The following is a 14,397-nucleotide window of genomic DNA, read 5'->3' as shown; positions in this document are numbered from 1 at the left end:
TATCCTGGCGGTTATTGCGAGCCACTTTCCAGAAACAGAAAAATCATTACCCCTGAAAACTGAAAAATGCCACAATATTGGCTGTTTATACAGTATTTCAGGTTTTCTCATGGCATTAACCGCCGCGCTTAAAGCGCAAATTGCCGCCTGGTATAAGGCGCTTCAGGAACAGATCCCCGACTTTATTCCCCGTGCGCCGCAGCGGCAGATGATTGCGGATGTCGCCAAAACACTGGCCGGAGAAGAAGGGCGGCATCTGGCGATTGAAGCCCCCACCGGCGTTGGGAAAACGCTCTCCTATTTGATCCCCGGCATCGCCATTGCCCGCGAAGAGCAAAAAACGCTGGTGGTGAGTACCGCTAACGTGGCGTTGCAGGATCAGATCTACAGCAAAGATTTGCCGCTGCTGAAAAAGATCATTCCCGATCTAAAATTCACCGCCGCTTTCGGGCGTGGGCGCTACGTTTGCCCGCGTAACCTGACGGCGCTTGCCAGTACCGAACCCACACAACAGGATCTGCTCGCGTTTCTCGACGATGAACTGACACCGAACAATCAGGAAGAACAAAAACGTTGTGCAAAGCTGAAGGGCGATCTCGATACTTATAAATGGGATGGCCTGCGCGATCACACTGATATCGCCATTGATGACGATCTCTGGCGTCGTCTGAGTACCGACAAAGCCAGTTGCCTCAACCGTAACTGTTATTACTACCGCGAATGTCCGTTTTTTGTTGCCCGCCGGGAAATTCAGGAAGCGGAAGTGGTAGTGGCAAACCATGCGCTGGTGATGGCGGCGATGGAAAGCGAAGCGGTATTGCCAGAACCGAAAAATTTGCTGCTGGTGCTGGATGAAGGTCATCACCTGCCGGACGTGGCGCGGGATGCGCTGGAAATGAGCGCGGAAATTACTGCACCCTGGTATCGGCTACAACTGGATCTGTTCACAAAACTGGTCGCCACCTGCATGGAGCAGTTTCGCCCGAAGACCATTCCACCGCTGGCGATCCCTGAACGGTTGAATGCGCATTGTGAAGAGTTATATGAGCTTATCGCCTCTTTAAACAACATCCTCAATCTCTATATGCCTGCCGGGCAAGAGGCAGAGCACCGTTTTGCTATGGGCGAATTGCCGGATGAAGTACTGGAGATCTGCCAGCGGCTGGCAAAACTGACCGAGATGCTGCGTGGTCTGGCTGAGTTATTCCTCAATGATTTAAGTGAGAAAACCGGTAGCCATGACATTGTGCGTTTGCATCGACTGATTTTGCAGATGAACCGCGCGCTGGGGATGTTTGAGGCGCAGAGCAAACTCTGGCGGCTGGCGTCTCTGGCGCAATCTTCTGGTGCGCCGGTAACCAAATGGGCGACGCGGGAAGAACGCGACGGGCAGCTACATCTCTGGTTTCACTGTGTGGGGATCCGCGTCAGCGATCAACTCGAAAGGCTGCTGTGGCGCAGTATTCCGCACATTATTATCACTTCTGCAACCTTGCGTTCGCTGAACAGTTTTTCGCGTTTGCAGGAGATGAGTGGGTTGAAAGAGAAAGCGGGCGATCGCTTTGTGGCGCTGGATTCCCCCTTCAACCACTGCGAACAGGGCAAAATTGTCATTCCGCAGATGCGTTATGAACCGTCCATTGACAACGAAGAGCAGCATATTGCCGAAATGGCGGCCTTTTTCCGTGAGCAGGTAGAGAGCAAAAAACATCTCGGCATGTTGGTGTTGTTTGCCAGCGGGCGGGCGATGCAGCGATTTCTCGACTATGTGACGGATTTACGTCTGATGTTGCTGGTGCAGGGCGATCAGCCTCGCTACCGCTTAGTTGAACTGCATCGTAAACGCGTTGCTAACGGTGAGCGCAGTGTATTGGTAGGTTTACAGTCTTTTGCCGAAGGCCTTGATCTGAAAGGTGACCTGCTAAGTCAGGTGCATATTCATAAAATCGCCTTTCCCCCCATCGACAGCCCGGTGGTGATCACCGAAGGCGAATGGCTAAAAAGTCTTAATCGTTATCCCTTTGAGGTACAAAGCCTGCCGAGCGCCTCGTTTAACCTGATTCAGCAAGTTGGGCGTCTGATTCGAAGCCACAGTTGCTGGGGTGAAGTGGTGATTTATGATAAACGCTTGTTAACCAAAAACTACGGCAAGCGGTTACTTGATGCCTTACCGGTGTTTCCGATTGAGCAACCAGAAGTCCCTGAAGGTATAGTTAAAAAGAAAGAAAAAGCAAAATCCCCACGCCGTCGGCGGCGTTAATGATGTGAGTCAGGTAAGGAGTCATAAATGGACTATCGCAAAATCATCAAAGAGATCGGGCGCGGCAAAAACCATGCGCGCGATTTAGACCAGGATACGGCGCGCGGCCTGTATGCCCATATGCTCAACGGTGAAGTACCTGACCTTGAGTTGGGCGGCGTATTGATGGCGCTGCGTATCAAAGGGGAAGGGGAAGCAGAGATGCTCGGCTTTTACGAAGCCATGCAAAATCACACCATCAAGTTGACGCCCCCTGTTGGCAAGCCGATTCCTGTTGTTATTCCCAGTTACAACGGTGCACGGAAACAGGCCAACCTGACGCCATTGCTGGCGATCCTGCTGCACAAACTCGGTTTTCCAGTAGTGGTTCACGGTGTTAGCGAAGATCCGACCCGCGTGCTGAGCGAAACCATTTTCGAACTGATGGGGATTACGCCAACGCTGCACGGCGGCCAGGCGCAGGCGAAGCTCGACGAACATCAACCTGTGTTTATGCCTGTAGGCGCGTTTTGCCCGTCGCTGGAAAAACAACTGGCGATGCGCTGGCGGATGGGCGTGCGTAACAGTGCGCATACGCTGGCGAAACTGGCGACGCCATTTGCTGAAGGTGATGCGCTGCGTCTTTCCAGTGTTTCGCATCCGGAATATGTCGGGCGGGTGGCGAAATTCTTTAACGACATCGGTGGGAGGGCGCTGTTAATGCACGGCACCGAAGGCGAAGTGTATGCAAATCCGCAACGCTGTCCGCAAATCAATCTGATTGATCGCGAAGGAACGCGGGTGCTGTATGAAAAACAGGACGATGCAGGCAGTGAGCTACTGATACTGCCAGAAGCAAAAGACCCGGAAACCACCGCGAAGTGGATTGAGCGTTGTCTGGCAGGCAGCGAACCGATTCCCAAATCACTAAAAATCCAGATGGCTTGCTGCCTGGTGGCGGCGGGCGAAGTGGCATCCGTTAGCGATGGCCTGGCGCGCGTTAAGCAATCATTTTAATTTCTCCCCCTGCCGGATGATGAGCGTCATCCGGCCTTTACTCCACAGCAACATGAAATTGCAGCATATTTATTGACCTTCCCGCGTGCGGCGCGCAGCATAAAAAAGCAACAGGCATATAACATAAACAGGAGTTAACTATGGCAAGTGGTCATCGCTTTCATGCCCGGACGCTGCACAACTTTATTCTGACTGTGTTTCGTCAGATGGGTAGCGAGGAACAGGAAGCAAAACTAGTAGCAGATCATTTAATTGCGGCAAATCTGGCAGGGCATGATTCACATGGGGTTGGCATGATCCCGAGCTATGTGCATTCCTGGCGACTGGGTTCTTTGCAAATCAACCATCACGCTAAAATTGTCAAAGATGCGGGGGCAGTGGTCACGCTTGATGGCGATCGTGCATTCGGTCAGGTGGCGGCGTACGAGGCCATGACACTTGGCATTGAAAAAGCGCGTCAGCACGGAATTGCTGCTGTGGCACTGCGTAACTCTCATCATATCGGGCGTATCGGTTACTGGGCGGAACAGTGCGCAGCGGCGGGGTTTGTCTCTGTTCACTTTGTGAGCGTAGTGGGGATTCCGATGGTGGCACCGTTCCATGGTCACGATCGTCGCTTCGGCACCAATCCGTTCTGCGTGGTCTTTCCACGAAAGGATAACTTCCCGCTGTTGCTTGATTATGCCACCAGCGCCATTGCATTTGGCAAAACCCGTGTCGCCTGGCATAAAGGTGTGCCCGTACCGCCAGGCTGCCTGATTGATGTTAACGGCGTGCCGACGACCAATCCGGCAGTGATGCAGGAGTCACCGTTGGGGTCACTGCTGACCTTTGCCGAACATAAAGGTTATGCCCTGGCGGCGATGTGCGAAATTCTTGGTGGTGCGCTTTCCGGCGGCAAAACGACCCATCAGGAAACGTTACAAACCAGCCCCGATACCATTCTTAACTGTATGACCACCATCATCGTTAACCCGGAATTGTTCGGCGCGCCAGATTGTGCAGAGCAGACCGAAGCCTTTGCCGAGTGGGTGAAAGCTTCGCCGCATGATGAAGATAAGCCGATTTTGCTGCCAGGCGAATGGGAAGTGAATATGCGCCGTGAACGGCAGGAGCTGGGGATCCCGTTAGATGCCGGGAGCTGGCAGGCGATTTGTGACGCGGCGCGGCAAATTGGTGTACCAGAAGCGACGTTGCAGACTTTCTGCCAATAGTCAGCCAGCGAAAAAAAGCCCGTCCAGTGACGGACGGGCAAACAAGGGTAACATAGGATCAATGAGGGTTAGAGCACATGCGTCTGTCGGTAAACAGACAGGGAAATTCTTTTGCCGGATGCCGGTCAACGGTTCGGATTTTGTAGGCCTGATAAGACGCGGTAGCGTCGCATCAGGCACTTGTTGCCGGATGCGACGTAAACACCTTATACGACCTGTGAATTACTTATAGATAACCGCAGTTCCGCTTAATTTATTGTTGTTGGTGGCAGAAGTAATGCTGTATCCACTGGCACCAGCCGCCGCAGCTTTTTCTGCCAGTTTTGCTTCCAGCGCGTCGAGGGTGGATGCGCCATCGGCAGAAACTACGCCGATTTTATTCATGCTTTGTGCCTGGGATGCCGTTACCGGTTGTGCCGCGAACACGCCAAATGACAGAGTTGAAAGAGCCATAGCAGCAACAACAGTATTGATAGTTTTCATAATTAATCTCTCGCAGGTGATTTTGTTTAAGTGACGTTGTTTCGTCGATGTGATGAGTATCACGTTTTTTCACGAGAGATAAAATCGAAGAGAATTGACCGCCTTGTTCAAATAAATTGATTGATATCTAAGATGCTGATAATTCATCTATTTGTCGTGCTTATGATTCAATTTTGTACCGCGTGTCAGTTACGGCTGCGTTAAAGGCACGGAATGCCACGCAAAATGCAAATTATACTTGCTGTACTCCATGCCAGTTGTAGTTAACGTAACTGGCTGTCCTTCGAGCCTCTGCGATTATATCCTGTATAAGAAGGTTTTTGTAAATCTTTCTCCTGCTGGCAGTGGATGCATAAACGTACGCCAGGAATGGCTTCCCGACGGGCCTGCGGGATGGGAGCACCGCACTCTTCACATTCATACTGGCTTTCACCACGCGGGATTTCACCCCGAGCGCGGGCAACCGCATCTTCAATTGTACTGTTGATCTGTTCGTTGACGGCGTCATCATTAGCCCAACCGGATGCCATATCGTCCTCCCCATATCAATGCTTGTACAATTAAGTGTAGCTAATATAGGGACAAACTCTGGCAGTTCAATTGTCATATCTCCGACCATTCTCGCAGCAGATTGTGATAAAGATTGAGTAGCGACAGGATTTCTTCACCTTCACCAAAGCGGTTTTTCAGCGACTGAATGTTGTTGTCCAAATCGAACAGCATGGCGCGCTTTTTATCATCGCGGATCATCGACTGGATCCACATAAACGAGGCCATCCGCACGCCGCGCGTGACGGGCGTTACGCTGTGCAGGCTACTCGAAGGATACAACACCAGATCGCCTGCCGGGAGTTTTACCCGATGCTGCCCGAAGGTGTCATTGACGACCAGTTCGCCGCCTTCATAGCTTTGTGGATCGCTCAAAAACAGCGTCGCAGAAAGGTCTGTGCGCATCCAGCCGTTTTGCGGATGACTGCGTACTGCGCCATCCACATGAAAACCATAGGTTTCATTGTGCTGGTAGCGATTAAACAGCGGCGTGGATAGGGTACGCGGCAAGGCAGCGGCAAAGAACAGAGCATGTTGGTTAACCGCGTTAAACACCTCAGTTTGCAATGCGGCATATAACGCGCTGCGGGTGTCCACTTGCTGATTGCTCTTAACTTGTGCGCCCTGCGCGCCAGTGGTGACACGACCATCAATCCATTCGGCTTGTTCCAGTTGTTCACGAAGACGCGCGACGTCCTGTGGCGATAACACGCCGGGAATGTGGTACATCATACAAGTTCTCCAAAAAGTGGGGCTTCACCCCACACCGATTTTTAACAGCAGGTGCTTTGTTCATGCCGGATGCGGCGTGAATGCCTTATCCGGCCTACCAAATGATGTGAACTCAACGTGTTGCACAACCTTGTAGGCCTGATAAGCGCAGCGCATCAGGCAGTCCTGTTCTCGCCATCAATCTTAGTAAGCCCTGCGCCCCATATCTGAATCAGAAATGCATATTGGCGGTGAGCAGGAAGGTTCTTGGCTCGCCCGGATGATAGCGGTAGCCGCTCTTGTTAATCGAGGCCACGTAATTGGTATCAAACAGGTTGTAGACGTTTAACTGGAAATCGAGGTTGCGATTGACGCGATAGCCCAATTTGGCATCGGCAACCCAATAACCTTCAGTAAACGCCGGAGTTCCCACCGCGCCGTCAGAACCTTTATGCATACTGCCGATATAGCGTGCGCCTGCACCAATGGAGATATCATCCGTTGCCTGATACTGGCTCCATAAGGTAAAGGCGTGTTCTGGCGTATACGGCAGTGATGACGAACCATCCTGAGCCACGTCCGCACCATTTTTAATGGTCGCTTTTTGCTGGGTATATCCGCCAATCACCTGCCATGCGGGAGTGATATTTCCAGCCACGGAAATCTCATAGCCTTCGACGCGCTTTTTACCGTACTGCGAGTAAGTCCCGTCGTCGTTTTGCTCAACTTCATTTTCGATATCGGTACGGAACAGCGCGGCAGTTAGTAGCAGGCGTTTATCCAGCACTTGCCATTTGGTGCCAATTTCGCTGGTCTTCGCTTTTTGCGGTTTAAAGTCGGTGCGGTTGGCGCTGTTACCGCTGCCAGACTGTGCAAGAGCGAAGTTGCTGCCGCCAGGCGGTTGTTGGGAAACAGCATAGTTGACGTAGACATTGCCATTTTCCGTCAGATGATACAGCGCCCCGGCTTTCCAGTTGACCAGATTGCCTGACCTGGCGGTGTCGACGGTGGTGACCGGAGAACCGTTTGCCGCGCCAGTTGGGCAGGTGACGGCACCGCGACCACTGCCGCCGCAGGCGGTAGCACTGTCATATTCAGTATGATAATTGTCCAGACGGATCCCGCCGTTCAGCTCAAAATCACGGGTGATTTGCAGCGTATCGAAGGCATAAATCGCGAAGGTATCTGTCTGACCGTTAGCATTGGCACCGTTGCGCGTCAGACTGCCAGGATGAATGCTGCTGTCAGGATGGTAAATGTTCACCGGCGGTAACGTCACCGGATTAACGCCGTAGTTGGTCTGCGTTTCGCGGGTAAATTCCACGCCGGTACTGACATCATGGGCGATTGAACCGGTATAGAACGCCGACGTCAGGTTAGTCTGGTTGGTGAGGATTTTATTACTCACATCTTTAGTATTCGCCGTACGTGACCACGTCCAGCTATCCACATTGCTGGTGGGCTGGGTAATATTCGATGCTCCGCCCATAATCGCCGTCATCAGATAATCCTGCTTCACGCGCGACCAGCGGGTGGTATTACGAATGGTGGTGTTATCGCTGATGTCATGTTCAAAACGCATAGTGGCGGTATCGGTGGTCGAATCGTCGTAATCGGAGTCCGTACCATAAAAGTTATGCGTATCCACTTTACCGGAATGGTTCAGTGCCGCCGTTCCTGCAGAAGGTGCGGAATAACCCGGCAAACCAATGGTCGGAATGCCGCCGTCCGGCGTGTTGTGCTGGGTAACGTGTAAATAGTTGAGATACAAACGCGTCGACGTACCGAGGCCTAATGCCACGGAAGGGGCGACGCCGTAACGTTCATTTTTAACCTTATCGCGCCCGGCATCGTGCGTTTTTTCGCCCATCACATTCAGGCGCACTGCGCTGGTGTCACCAATCACCTGATTGACGTCCAGTGTGCCGCGACGGAACCAGGCGCTACCAATACTGGCAGAGGCGTCAATACCAGAGTCATTACGTGGCTGTTTACTGATCATATTGATCGAACCCGTCGGCGCGCTGCGTCCGTAATCGGTGCCGGATGGGCCTTTAATGACTTCCACCTGTTCGGTATTGAAAGTGTCACGTGAGACACTACCAATATCGCGGATGCCATCAATATAAATGCTGTTAGAGGTATCCGCACCGCGCATATAAATGGCGTCGCCGGTAGTGGAATTACCATTCTCACCGGCAAAAAATGCGCCCACGCCAGGTACGTTTTTTAGCGCGTCAGTAAGGTTGGTTGCGCCCTGATCTTTTATCACCAGTTCAGAAATCACCGTCATTGTGCGGGTGGTATCGATGACCGGGCGGGAGAATTTTGGATCGGCAGATTTAAGTGGCGCATAAAGCGAAGGCGTCGATGCCTCGACAACCAGTGTATCATCAGCGTTTTGTTGCCCTTCTGCGGCGAGAGCCTGTGGCACAGGCGTGATGCCGATACAAAGGCCAGCAAAGAACGTGAGCGAATGAAAGGGTCTGGCAGGGAAATTGCGATTGTTTTCCATTTGGCAGGTGACTTTTTCTTATATGTTTAAATTTTCACTATCACGAGAAAGCATCTCTGCGGATGCGATGCCACTGTTAATCCCGTAATAGTAATCTTGAAGTGATAATAATTTTGATAAGCATTATCACCTGGCGCGATTTTCTATCACCCATTGCGTGAAAAATAAATACATTTATTTACATTGTGTTCATATTTGATGTTTTTTGCTTACAAAACAGGCGAAAACTGCATCCAGAGGCGAATGCAGTTGCGTTGGTGTGGTTATTTGTAGATGGTTGCAGTACCGAACATCTGATCATTTCCGCCTGCGGAATTAATGACATAACCTTTCGCGCCTTGTTCGCGCGCTTTTTCTGCCAGTTTTTCCTCCAGATCGCTTAGGTTAGATGCACCGGTTGCCGAAACGGTTCCGGCTGGCCGTAGTTGACCGCTGTCCTGGTTACTCAGAGGTTGCGCGGCATAAGCCGTGAAGGTGATTCCGCTCAGGACGGTGGCAAGCAGTAGTGCGAGGCACTTTTTCATAATGACATCCTCATAAATACAACGAGTAGTGCCTGATAAGTGTAGGTCTCCTGCGTGATGAGAATGACGCAAAAAATTGACAGAGATGTGCTTGTTTTTTGAACGATATATTTTTACAAAACCAGACAAATCAATGACATGCAGGGTACTGATTTTTATGGTGAATTGCTGAAAAATGCAGTCAGGTTAAGGTTTTGAGTCATGTTAAACGCAGCCAGATATTTACCCTGCCGCGTTATGCGGGTATCTTACGCCGCTGCTTAAAGGAGAATGCTATGTCCGCCCAGAAACCGGGGTTGCACCCGCGCAACCGTCATCACAGCCGCTACGATCTCGCCACGCTCTGTCAGGTGAATCCTGAACTGAAGCAATTTCTCACGCTTACCCCTGCCGGTGAGCAAAGCGTAGACTTCGCCAATCCGCTGGCGGTGAAGGCGCTCAACAAGGCGTTGCTGGCACATTTTTATGCCGTGGCGAACTGGGATATTCCTGACGGTTTTCTGTGTCCGCCAGTACCTGGCCGGGCGGATTATATTCATCATCTTGCCGATTTACTGGCTGAGGCGACCGGAACAATTCCGGCCAGTGCCAGCATTCTGGATATCGGCGTTGGCGCGAACTGTATTTATCCGCTGATTGGCGTACATGAATATGGCTGGCGTTTTACCGGTACTGAAACTAACAATCAGGCGTTAAGCAGCGCGCAGGCGATCATCAGCGCCAATCCGGGGCTTAACCGCGCCATCCGCCTGCGTCGGCAAAAAGAGAATAGTGCTATTTTTAACGGCATTATCCATAAAAATGAGCAATATGACGCAACCTTGTGTAACCCGCCGTTCCACGACTCTGCCGCGGCAGCGCGTGCTGGTAGCGAGCGCAAACGGCGTAATCTCGGATTAAACAGAGACGATGCGTTGAACTTTGGCGGTCAGCAGCAGGAGCTGTGGTGCGAAGGCGGTGAAGTGGCTTTCATCAAAAAGATGATTGAAGAGAGTAAAGGCTTTGCGAAGCAGGTAATGTGGTTCACCTCGCTGGTTTCTCGTGGCGAAAACTTACCGCCGTTGTATCGTGCTCTGACGGATGTTGGCGCGGTAAAAGTGGTCAAAAAAGAGATGGCCCAGGGGCAAAAGCAGAGCCGCTTCATTGCCTGGACCTTTATGAACGACGAACAGCGTCGTCGTTTTGCCAATCGTCAGCGTTGAAGTGTCGGTTCTCCCGGTAGTAATGGTTCTGCCGGGGTAACGCCCGGAGCAGGCAGCACTTGATAAGTCTGTACCGGTGCGCGAACACCCGCTTGGTCGAAATGTTTTTTTACCTGGCTGTCGAGGGCAAAACGTACTGTCCACTGTTTGAGTGGCAGCGTGGTAAACGAAACACGCAGTGTAAACGCGGTATTGCTTAAGCCAACAATTCCGGCAAAGTTAGGTTCACCGATAATCAGCCCGCGAACTTCTTCATTTTCCATCACTTCCGCCACGGCATCTTTTAGCGCCTGATTGGCTTTATCGGCATCTTCATGACGATCAACATCGTAATTCGCCACCACAGAGCCAATGCCGCGGACAAAGTTGGCAAAGGTGGTTATCGAGGACCACGGAATAATGTGATAAGCCCCGGTATCCTGGCGCACGCCCACGGATCGAATCGACATGCGTTCAACCGTGCCGGTCAGCGGCCCGATGGTGACTAAATCTCCGGTATTCATGCCGTTTTCAAACTGAATAAACACCCCGGTAATAATATCTTTCACCAGCGTTTGCGAACCGAAGGAAATCGCCAGCCCTAACGCTCCGGCTCCTGCCAGTAGCGGCGCAATATTGACGCCAATTTCCGACAACACAATCATAATGGTGATGGTACTGATTACCACCGCCAGCGCGTTGCGAAACAGTGTCAGCAGGGTACGCGTGCGGGCGCTGGGCAGCGGGCGACCATGAATATCCGAAGCCAGCCGATTTTCGATCAAACTGGCGAGTACCGTCCAGCCAACTGCCGAGAAGAAAAGGATGAGAGCGATGCGGATCAGGATATCCACCGTTTTCTGCCCCGCGCCGTTTTGCAGCCAGTTCCAGAAATCGAACAGTCCCCAGGCGCTGAATAGTAGCATCACCGCTACGCACACTGTCAGAATACGTGCCGTTTTTAGCGCCGCCGACAGCCAGCCGTTCAGCCGTTTTTGCAGTTCCGGATAGTTACGCTGAGTGTGTGGCGAAAGGGTAATGGTTTTTGCCAGCCAGCGAGAAAACATACCGGAAACAAACGCCGCGATCCCAATAATCGCCAGGCTACGCACCGTCGCGCCCATCATAAATTTCAGGCTGTTTCCTGGGTCAAATAACGAGAAGAAAAACAGCACGATAAAATAGGCGCTTGCCAGCCAGTGCCACACCAGCGCAAAAGCACGAATAAACAGACTGAAAAAGGCCAGTGAGTGTTCCGCGAAGTTGAGCAAATGCTGGGTAATCTCTTTTTTATTACGGAATATCAGATACAACGCCCACACCGTCATACACAGCATGATGATGACGTTCGCAAGTGCCCCGATTTGCACATTCACCTGGTTTGAGATAATCGGTACAGCCACAATCAGTCCATAACCAATCAGGCCGCTTAGCCAGCTAAGGCGGCGGCACCAGTAGCGGGCACTCTCATCCTGAATAGAGAATGGACGCAGTTCAGCAACGTTCGGGCAGAAAATCAGGCGTAAAACAGCTTTGAAAAATTCAATCAGGGCGAAAGCATTGAGAAACAGACTCTGTTGAAAAGCAATGGTGCGGCTGCCCGCATTCAGGTTGTTGCTTAAAACCTGACCGACAAATAATGTCAGTGCCAGTAACAGCAGGTCGATAATAAACGCACCGATAATCATCGCCGGAAGCTGTAACCAGTTACTGCGCTCACGATTTTTCTGCCGCGCCCACAGACCCATTTTGCGATATAACGGCAGTGCGCACAGGCGAACCAGCCAGTAAAAACTAAACACTAAAACGGCCAGCATGGAAAAATGGGTAAGGGCGTTGCTGAAGGTTTGCGGATTAAACGGTTTATGTGGGGAGCCAGTAATATTGCGATAAAGTTGCCCGAAGCGTGCGGAGAGAGCTTCACCATAATGGCGACTGACTTCGGTCACCTTTTGTAGCACGGTTTGCTCTTCAACCAGCGTTGGCGGCACGATCTTCGGTACGGGTTCCGCGGGGGGCGTGGCGGCGACGGTGCGTAACTGATCGACCAGCTCTTTGCGCGAGGTGTCATTATCCAGCACATCCGCCAGTGCACCATAGGCCGCTTTTTTTTGTTCAATATCCGGTTCCGGAGCCGGTTCAGTCGTTGGGGCCGTTGTCGTTGTGGTTGTAACGCCGGGTATGGATACCGCGTGGGCAGGTGCGCCCAGCAGGCAGAAGAGGATGAACAGGATCCACCGCATGACTCCTCCAGTGAGAAAATAGAGCAAAAAGATAAGTATAGATGCTGGGGGAGGGGGAATTTTAAATGAGAGGAATCTGGTGTTCCTCCCTTTCGGGTGAAAGGGAGGAAGGGATATTAAGCAGGTTGCTGATAACGTGCGGGCTTTTTTGCCGAATACGGCGTGAACGCTCCTACAAATTTATGCAATTTCAATAAGTTGCTATATATTCTGTAGGACTGATAAGCGTAGCACATCAGGCAATGTGTCTTATTAAGAGACGTGCTGTAAAAATTCCTGCAAACGCTGGCTTGGCGGATTCTTGATCAACACCTGTGGATTGCCATCTTCCGCAATCCGGCCTTTGTCGATAAAGATAAGACGTGAAGCCACTTTTTCGGCAAAACCGATTTCGTGGGTTACGATCACCATCGTCATACCTTCCTCTGCCAGATCCTGCATGACCTTCAGCACTTCATGGCGCAGTTCCGGATCAAGAGCCGATGTCGGTTCATCGAACAACATCATTTTCGGCTTCACCGCCAGCGCACGGGCAATCGCCACACGCTGTTGCTGACCACCAGAAAGCTCGGAAGGGTAGTGATGCGCGCGTTCCGCGAGGCCAACTTTTGCCAGCAGTTCACGCGCCAGTTTTTCTGCGTCTTCTTTGTTTGCACCACGCACGCGCAGCGGGCCAAACATTACGTTTTCAAGCGCAGTCAGGTGCGGGAAGAGGTAAAACTGCTGGAACACCATGCCTGCTTCCTGGCGAATCAGACGCTCGTCAACTTTCGGATCGTTAACCTTCAGGCCATCGACAATCAGATCGCCGGAGGTGATTTCTTCCAGTTTGTTGATGCAGCGCAGCAGGGTCGATTTACCCGAACCGGATGGTCCGATAATCACCACCACTTCGCCCTGGCTAATGTTCAAATCGATATTGTGCAGCACTTGGGTTGGCCCAAAGTGCTTGGAGACGTTTTTAAATTCAATCACAGGATTTTCATCCTTCTTTCCAGACGACGCAGAACAAAGCTCAGCACCAGGGTAATAATCAGATAGAACACCGCTACGGCGCTCCAGATCTCAAGGGCGCGGAAGTTACCGGCAATAATTTCTTGTCCCTGACGGGTCAGTTCCGCCACGCCGATAACAATAAACAGCGAGGTGTCTTTAATGCTGATGATCCACTGGTTGCCCAGTGGCGGCAGCATACGGCGCAGTGCCAGCGGTAAAATCACGTAGCGAATGGTTTCCCAGCGTGAAAGACCGAGCGCCAGCCCGGCTTCACGAAAACCTTTGTGGATTGACAATACCGCTCCACGGGTAATTTCCGCGATGTACGCGCCGGAGTTGATCATGATGGTGACCACCGCCGCAGTAAACGGATCGATACGTAAGTCGTTAAACGCCATCGGCAGGGCGAAGTAGATAAACATTACCTGGACGACGATAGGTGTCCCGCGGATCACTTCAATAAAGACCAGCGCGACGTGGTTGGCTATCCAACCACCGAAGGTGCGTGCAAAACCAGCCGCCAGGCCGATCACCAGGCCGCCAGCCAGACCGAGGACAGAAATCCACAGAGTCATTTTAGCGCCTTCGATCAGAAGCGGAATGGCCGGCCAGATGGCACTCCAGTCAAACTGCATATGTTGTTCCTGTTACCGTGGTGTAAATACCCTGAGCCAGAAGACTGGCTGGGCGAAACGCAGGCCCGGTATGCAAAAGGCCACCGGGCC

The 14,397-nt window shown here is 51.8% G+C and carries 12 protein-coding genes; 4 read left to right on the top strand and 8 right to left on the bottom strand.

All coding sequences use genetic code 11. The features are described from left to right. Window positions 1–109: 109 nt before the first annotated feature. The 3 genes from dinG to C0K55_RS06800 all read left to right on the top strand — a co-directional run bounded on the left by dinG (window position 110) and on the right by C0K55_RS06800 (window position 4,470). Window positions 110–2,260, top strand: coding sequence for an ATP-dependent DNA helicase DinG (dinG, locus tag C0K55_RS06810; protein ID WP_001218667.1), 2,151 nt, complete (start codon window positions 110–112; stop codon window positions 2,258–2,260). Window positions 2,261–2,287: 27 nt separating this feature from the next. Further along, the gene (ybiB, locus tag C0K55_RS06805) at window positions 2,288–3,256 is read left to right on the top strand and encodes a DNA-binding protein YbiB (protein WP_105266176.1); all 969 of its coding nucleotides are present in this window, start codon (window positions 2,288–2,290) and stop codon (window positions 3,254–3,256) included. Between the two features lie 140 nt (window positions 3,257–3,396). Beyond that, a complete protein-coding gene (locus C0K55_RS06800; protein ID WP_105266177.1) occupies window positions 3,397–4,470 on the top strand; it encodes a malate/lactate/ureidoglycolate dehydrogenase in 1,074 nt (357 codons plus the stop codon). Between the two features lie 222 nt (window positions 4,471–4,692). Here the strand turns inward: C0K55_RS06800 and ybiJ are convergent, their stop codons facing one another. From ybiJ to mcbA, 5 genes are all read right to left on the bottom strand, one after another. Continuing rightward, window positions 4,693–4,953: a DUF1471 family protein YbiJ gene (ybiJ, locus tag C0K55_RS06795; RefSeq protein ID WP_000849310.1), complete on the bottom strand. Its 261-nt coding sequence runs from the start codon at window positions 4,951–4,953 to the stop codon at window positions 4,693–4,695. Between the two features lie 263 nt (window positions 4,954–5,216). After that, complete coding sequence (gene ybiI, locus C0K55_RS06790; protein ID WP_105266178.1) at window positions 5,217–5,483, bottom strand: C4-type zinc finger protein YbiI; 267 nt, start codon at window positions 5,481–5,483, stop codon at window positions 5,217–5,219. Window positions 5,484–5,556: 73 nt separating this feature from the next. After that, window positions 5,557–6,234, bottom strand: a complete 678-nt coding sequence (gene ybiX, locus C0K55_RS06785) for a PKHD-type hydroxylase YbiX (RefSeq protein WP_105266179.1) — start codon at window positions 6,232–6,234, stop codon at window positions 5,557–5,559. 211 nt (window positions 6,235–6,445) lie between these two features. After that, window positions 6,446–8,728, bottom strand: coding sequence for a catecholate siderophore receptor Fiu (locus C0K55_RS06780; RefSeq protein WP_105266180.1), 2,283 nt, complete (start codon window positions 8,726–8,728; stop codon window positions 6,446–6,448). Between the two features lie 263 nt (window positions 8,729–8,991). Further along, window positions 8,992–9,252: a DUF1471 family periplasmic protein McbA gene (gene mcbA, locus C0K55_RS25885; protein ID WP_001516045.1), complete on the bottom strand. Its 261-nt coding sequence runs from the start codon at window positions 9,250–9,252 to the stop codon at window positions 8,992–8,994. A gap of 275 nt (window positions 9,253–9,527) precedes the next feature. On the opposite strand from mcbA, the gene rlmF reads away from it, so the two are divergent. Further along, complete coding sequence (rlmF, locus tag C0K55_RS06770; protein WP_157942459.1) at window positions 9,528–10,454, top strand: 23S rRNA (adenine(1618)-N(6))-methyltransferase RlmF; 927 nt, start codon at window positions 9,528–9,530, stop codon at window positions 10,452–10,454. On the opposite strand, the gene ybiO is transcribed toward rlmF, so the two are convergent. The 3 genes from ybiO to glnP form a co-directional block, all read right to left on the bottom strand. Continuing rightward, window positions 10,445–12,676, bottom strand: coding sequence for a mechanosensitive channel protein (gene ybiO / locus C0K55_RS06765; protein WP_105266181.1), 2,232 nt, complete (start codon window positions 12,674–12,676; stop codon window positions 10,445–10,447). The two genes, rlmF and ybiO, sit on opposite strands and share 10 nt — an antisense overlap. Window positions 12,677–12,928: 252 nt before the next feature. Beyond that, on the bottom strand, window positions 12,929–13,651 hold the full coding sequence (gene glnQ / locus C0K55_RS06760) for a glutamine ABC transporter ATP-binding protein GlnQ (protein ID WP_000569100.1): 723 nt from the start codon (window positions 13,649–13,651) through the stop codon (window positions 12,929–12,931). Then, window positions 13,648–14,307 (bottom strand): glutamine ABC transporter permease GlnP, encoded by a 660-nt coding sequence (glnP, locus tag C0K55_RS06755; RefSeq protein WP_001159054.1) that lies wholly within the window; start codon window positions 14,305–14,307, stop codon window positions 13,648–13,650. The genes glnQ and glnP overlap by 4 nt, the downstream gene beginning before the upstream one ends. Window positions 14,308–14,397 lie beyond the last annotated feature (90 nt).

Origin of the sequence: Escherichia sp. MOD1-EC6098 (assembly GCF_002965865.1) — a bacterium.
Classification (GTDB): domain Bacteria; phylum Pseudomonadota; class Gammaproteobacteria; order Enterobacterales; family Enterobacteriaceae; genus Escherichia; species Escherichia marmotae.
Note: the sequence above shows the minus strand (reverse complement) of the source record. Positions and strands in the feature narration are given on the sequence as shown.

Coding starts and splice junctions, on each gene's coding strand:
- dinG (WP_001218667.1), top strand. CDS start 110: ATGGCATTAACCGCCGCGCTTAAAGCGCAAATTGCCGCCTGGTATAAG.
- ybiB (WP_105266176.1), top strand. CDS start 2,288: ATGGACTATCGCAAAATCATCAAAGAGATCGGGCGCGGCAAAAACCAT.
- C0K55_RS06800 (WP_105266177.1), top strand. CDS start 3,397: ATGGCAAGTGGTCATCGCTTTCATGCCCGGACGCTGCACAACTTTATT.
- ybiJ (WP_000849310.1), bottom strand. CDS start 4,953: ATGAAAACTATCAATACTGTTGTTGCTGCTATGGCTCTTTCAACTCTG.
- ybiI (WP_105266178.1), bottom strand. CDS start 5,483: ATGGCATCCGGTTGGGCTAATGATGACGCCGTCAACGAACAGATCAAC.
- ybiX (WP_105266179.1), bottom strand. CDS start 6,234: ATGATGTACCACATTCCCGGCGTGTTATCGCCACAGGACGTCGCGCGT.
- C0K55_RS06780 (WP_105266180.1), bottom strand. CDS start 8,728: ATGGAAAACAATCGCAATTTCCCTGCCAGACCCTTTCATTCGCTCACG.
- mcbA (WP_001516045.1), bottom strand. CDS start 9,252: ATGAAAAAGTGCCTCGCACTACTGCTTGCCACCGTCCTGAGCGGAATC.
- rlmF (WP_157942459.1), top strand. CDS start 9,528: ATGTCCGCCCAGAAACCGGGGTTGCACCCGCGCAACCGTCATCACAGC.
- ybiO (WP_105266181.1), bottom strand. CDS start 12,676: ATGCGGTGGATCCTGTTCATCCTCTTCTGCCTGCTGGGCGCACCTGCC.
- glnP (WP_001159054.1), bottom strand. CDS start 14,307: ATGCAGTTTGACTGGAGTGCCATCTGGCCGGCCATTCCGCTTCTGATC.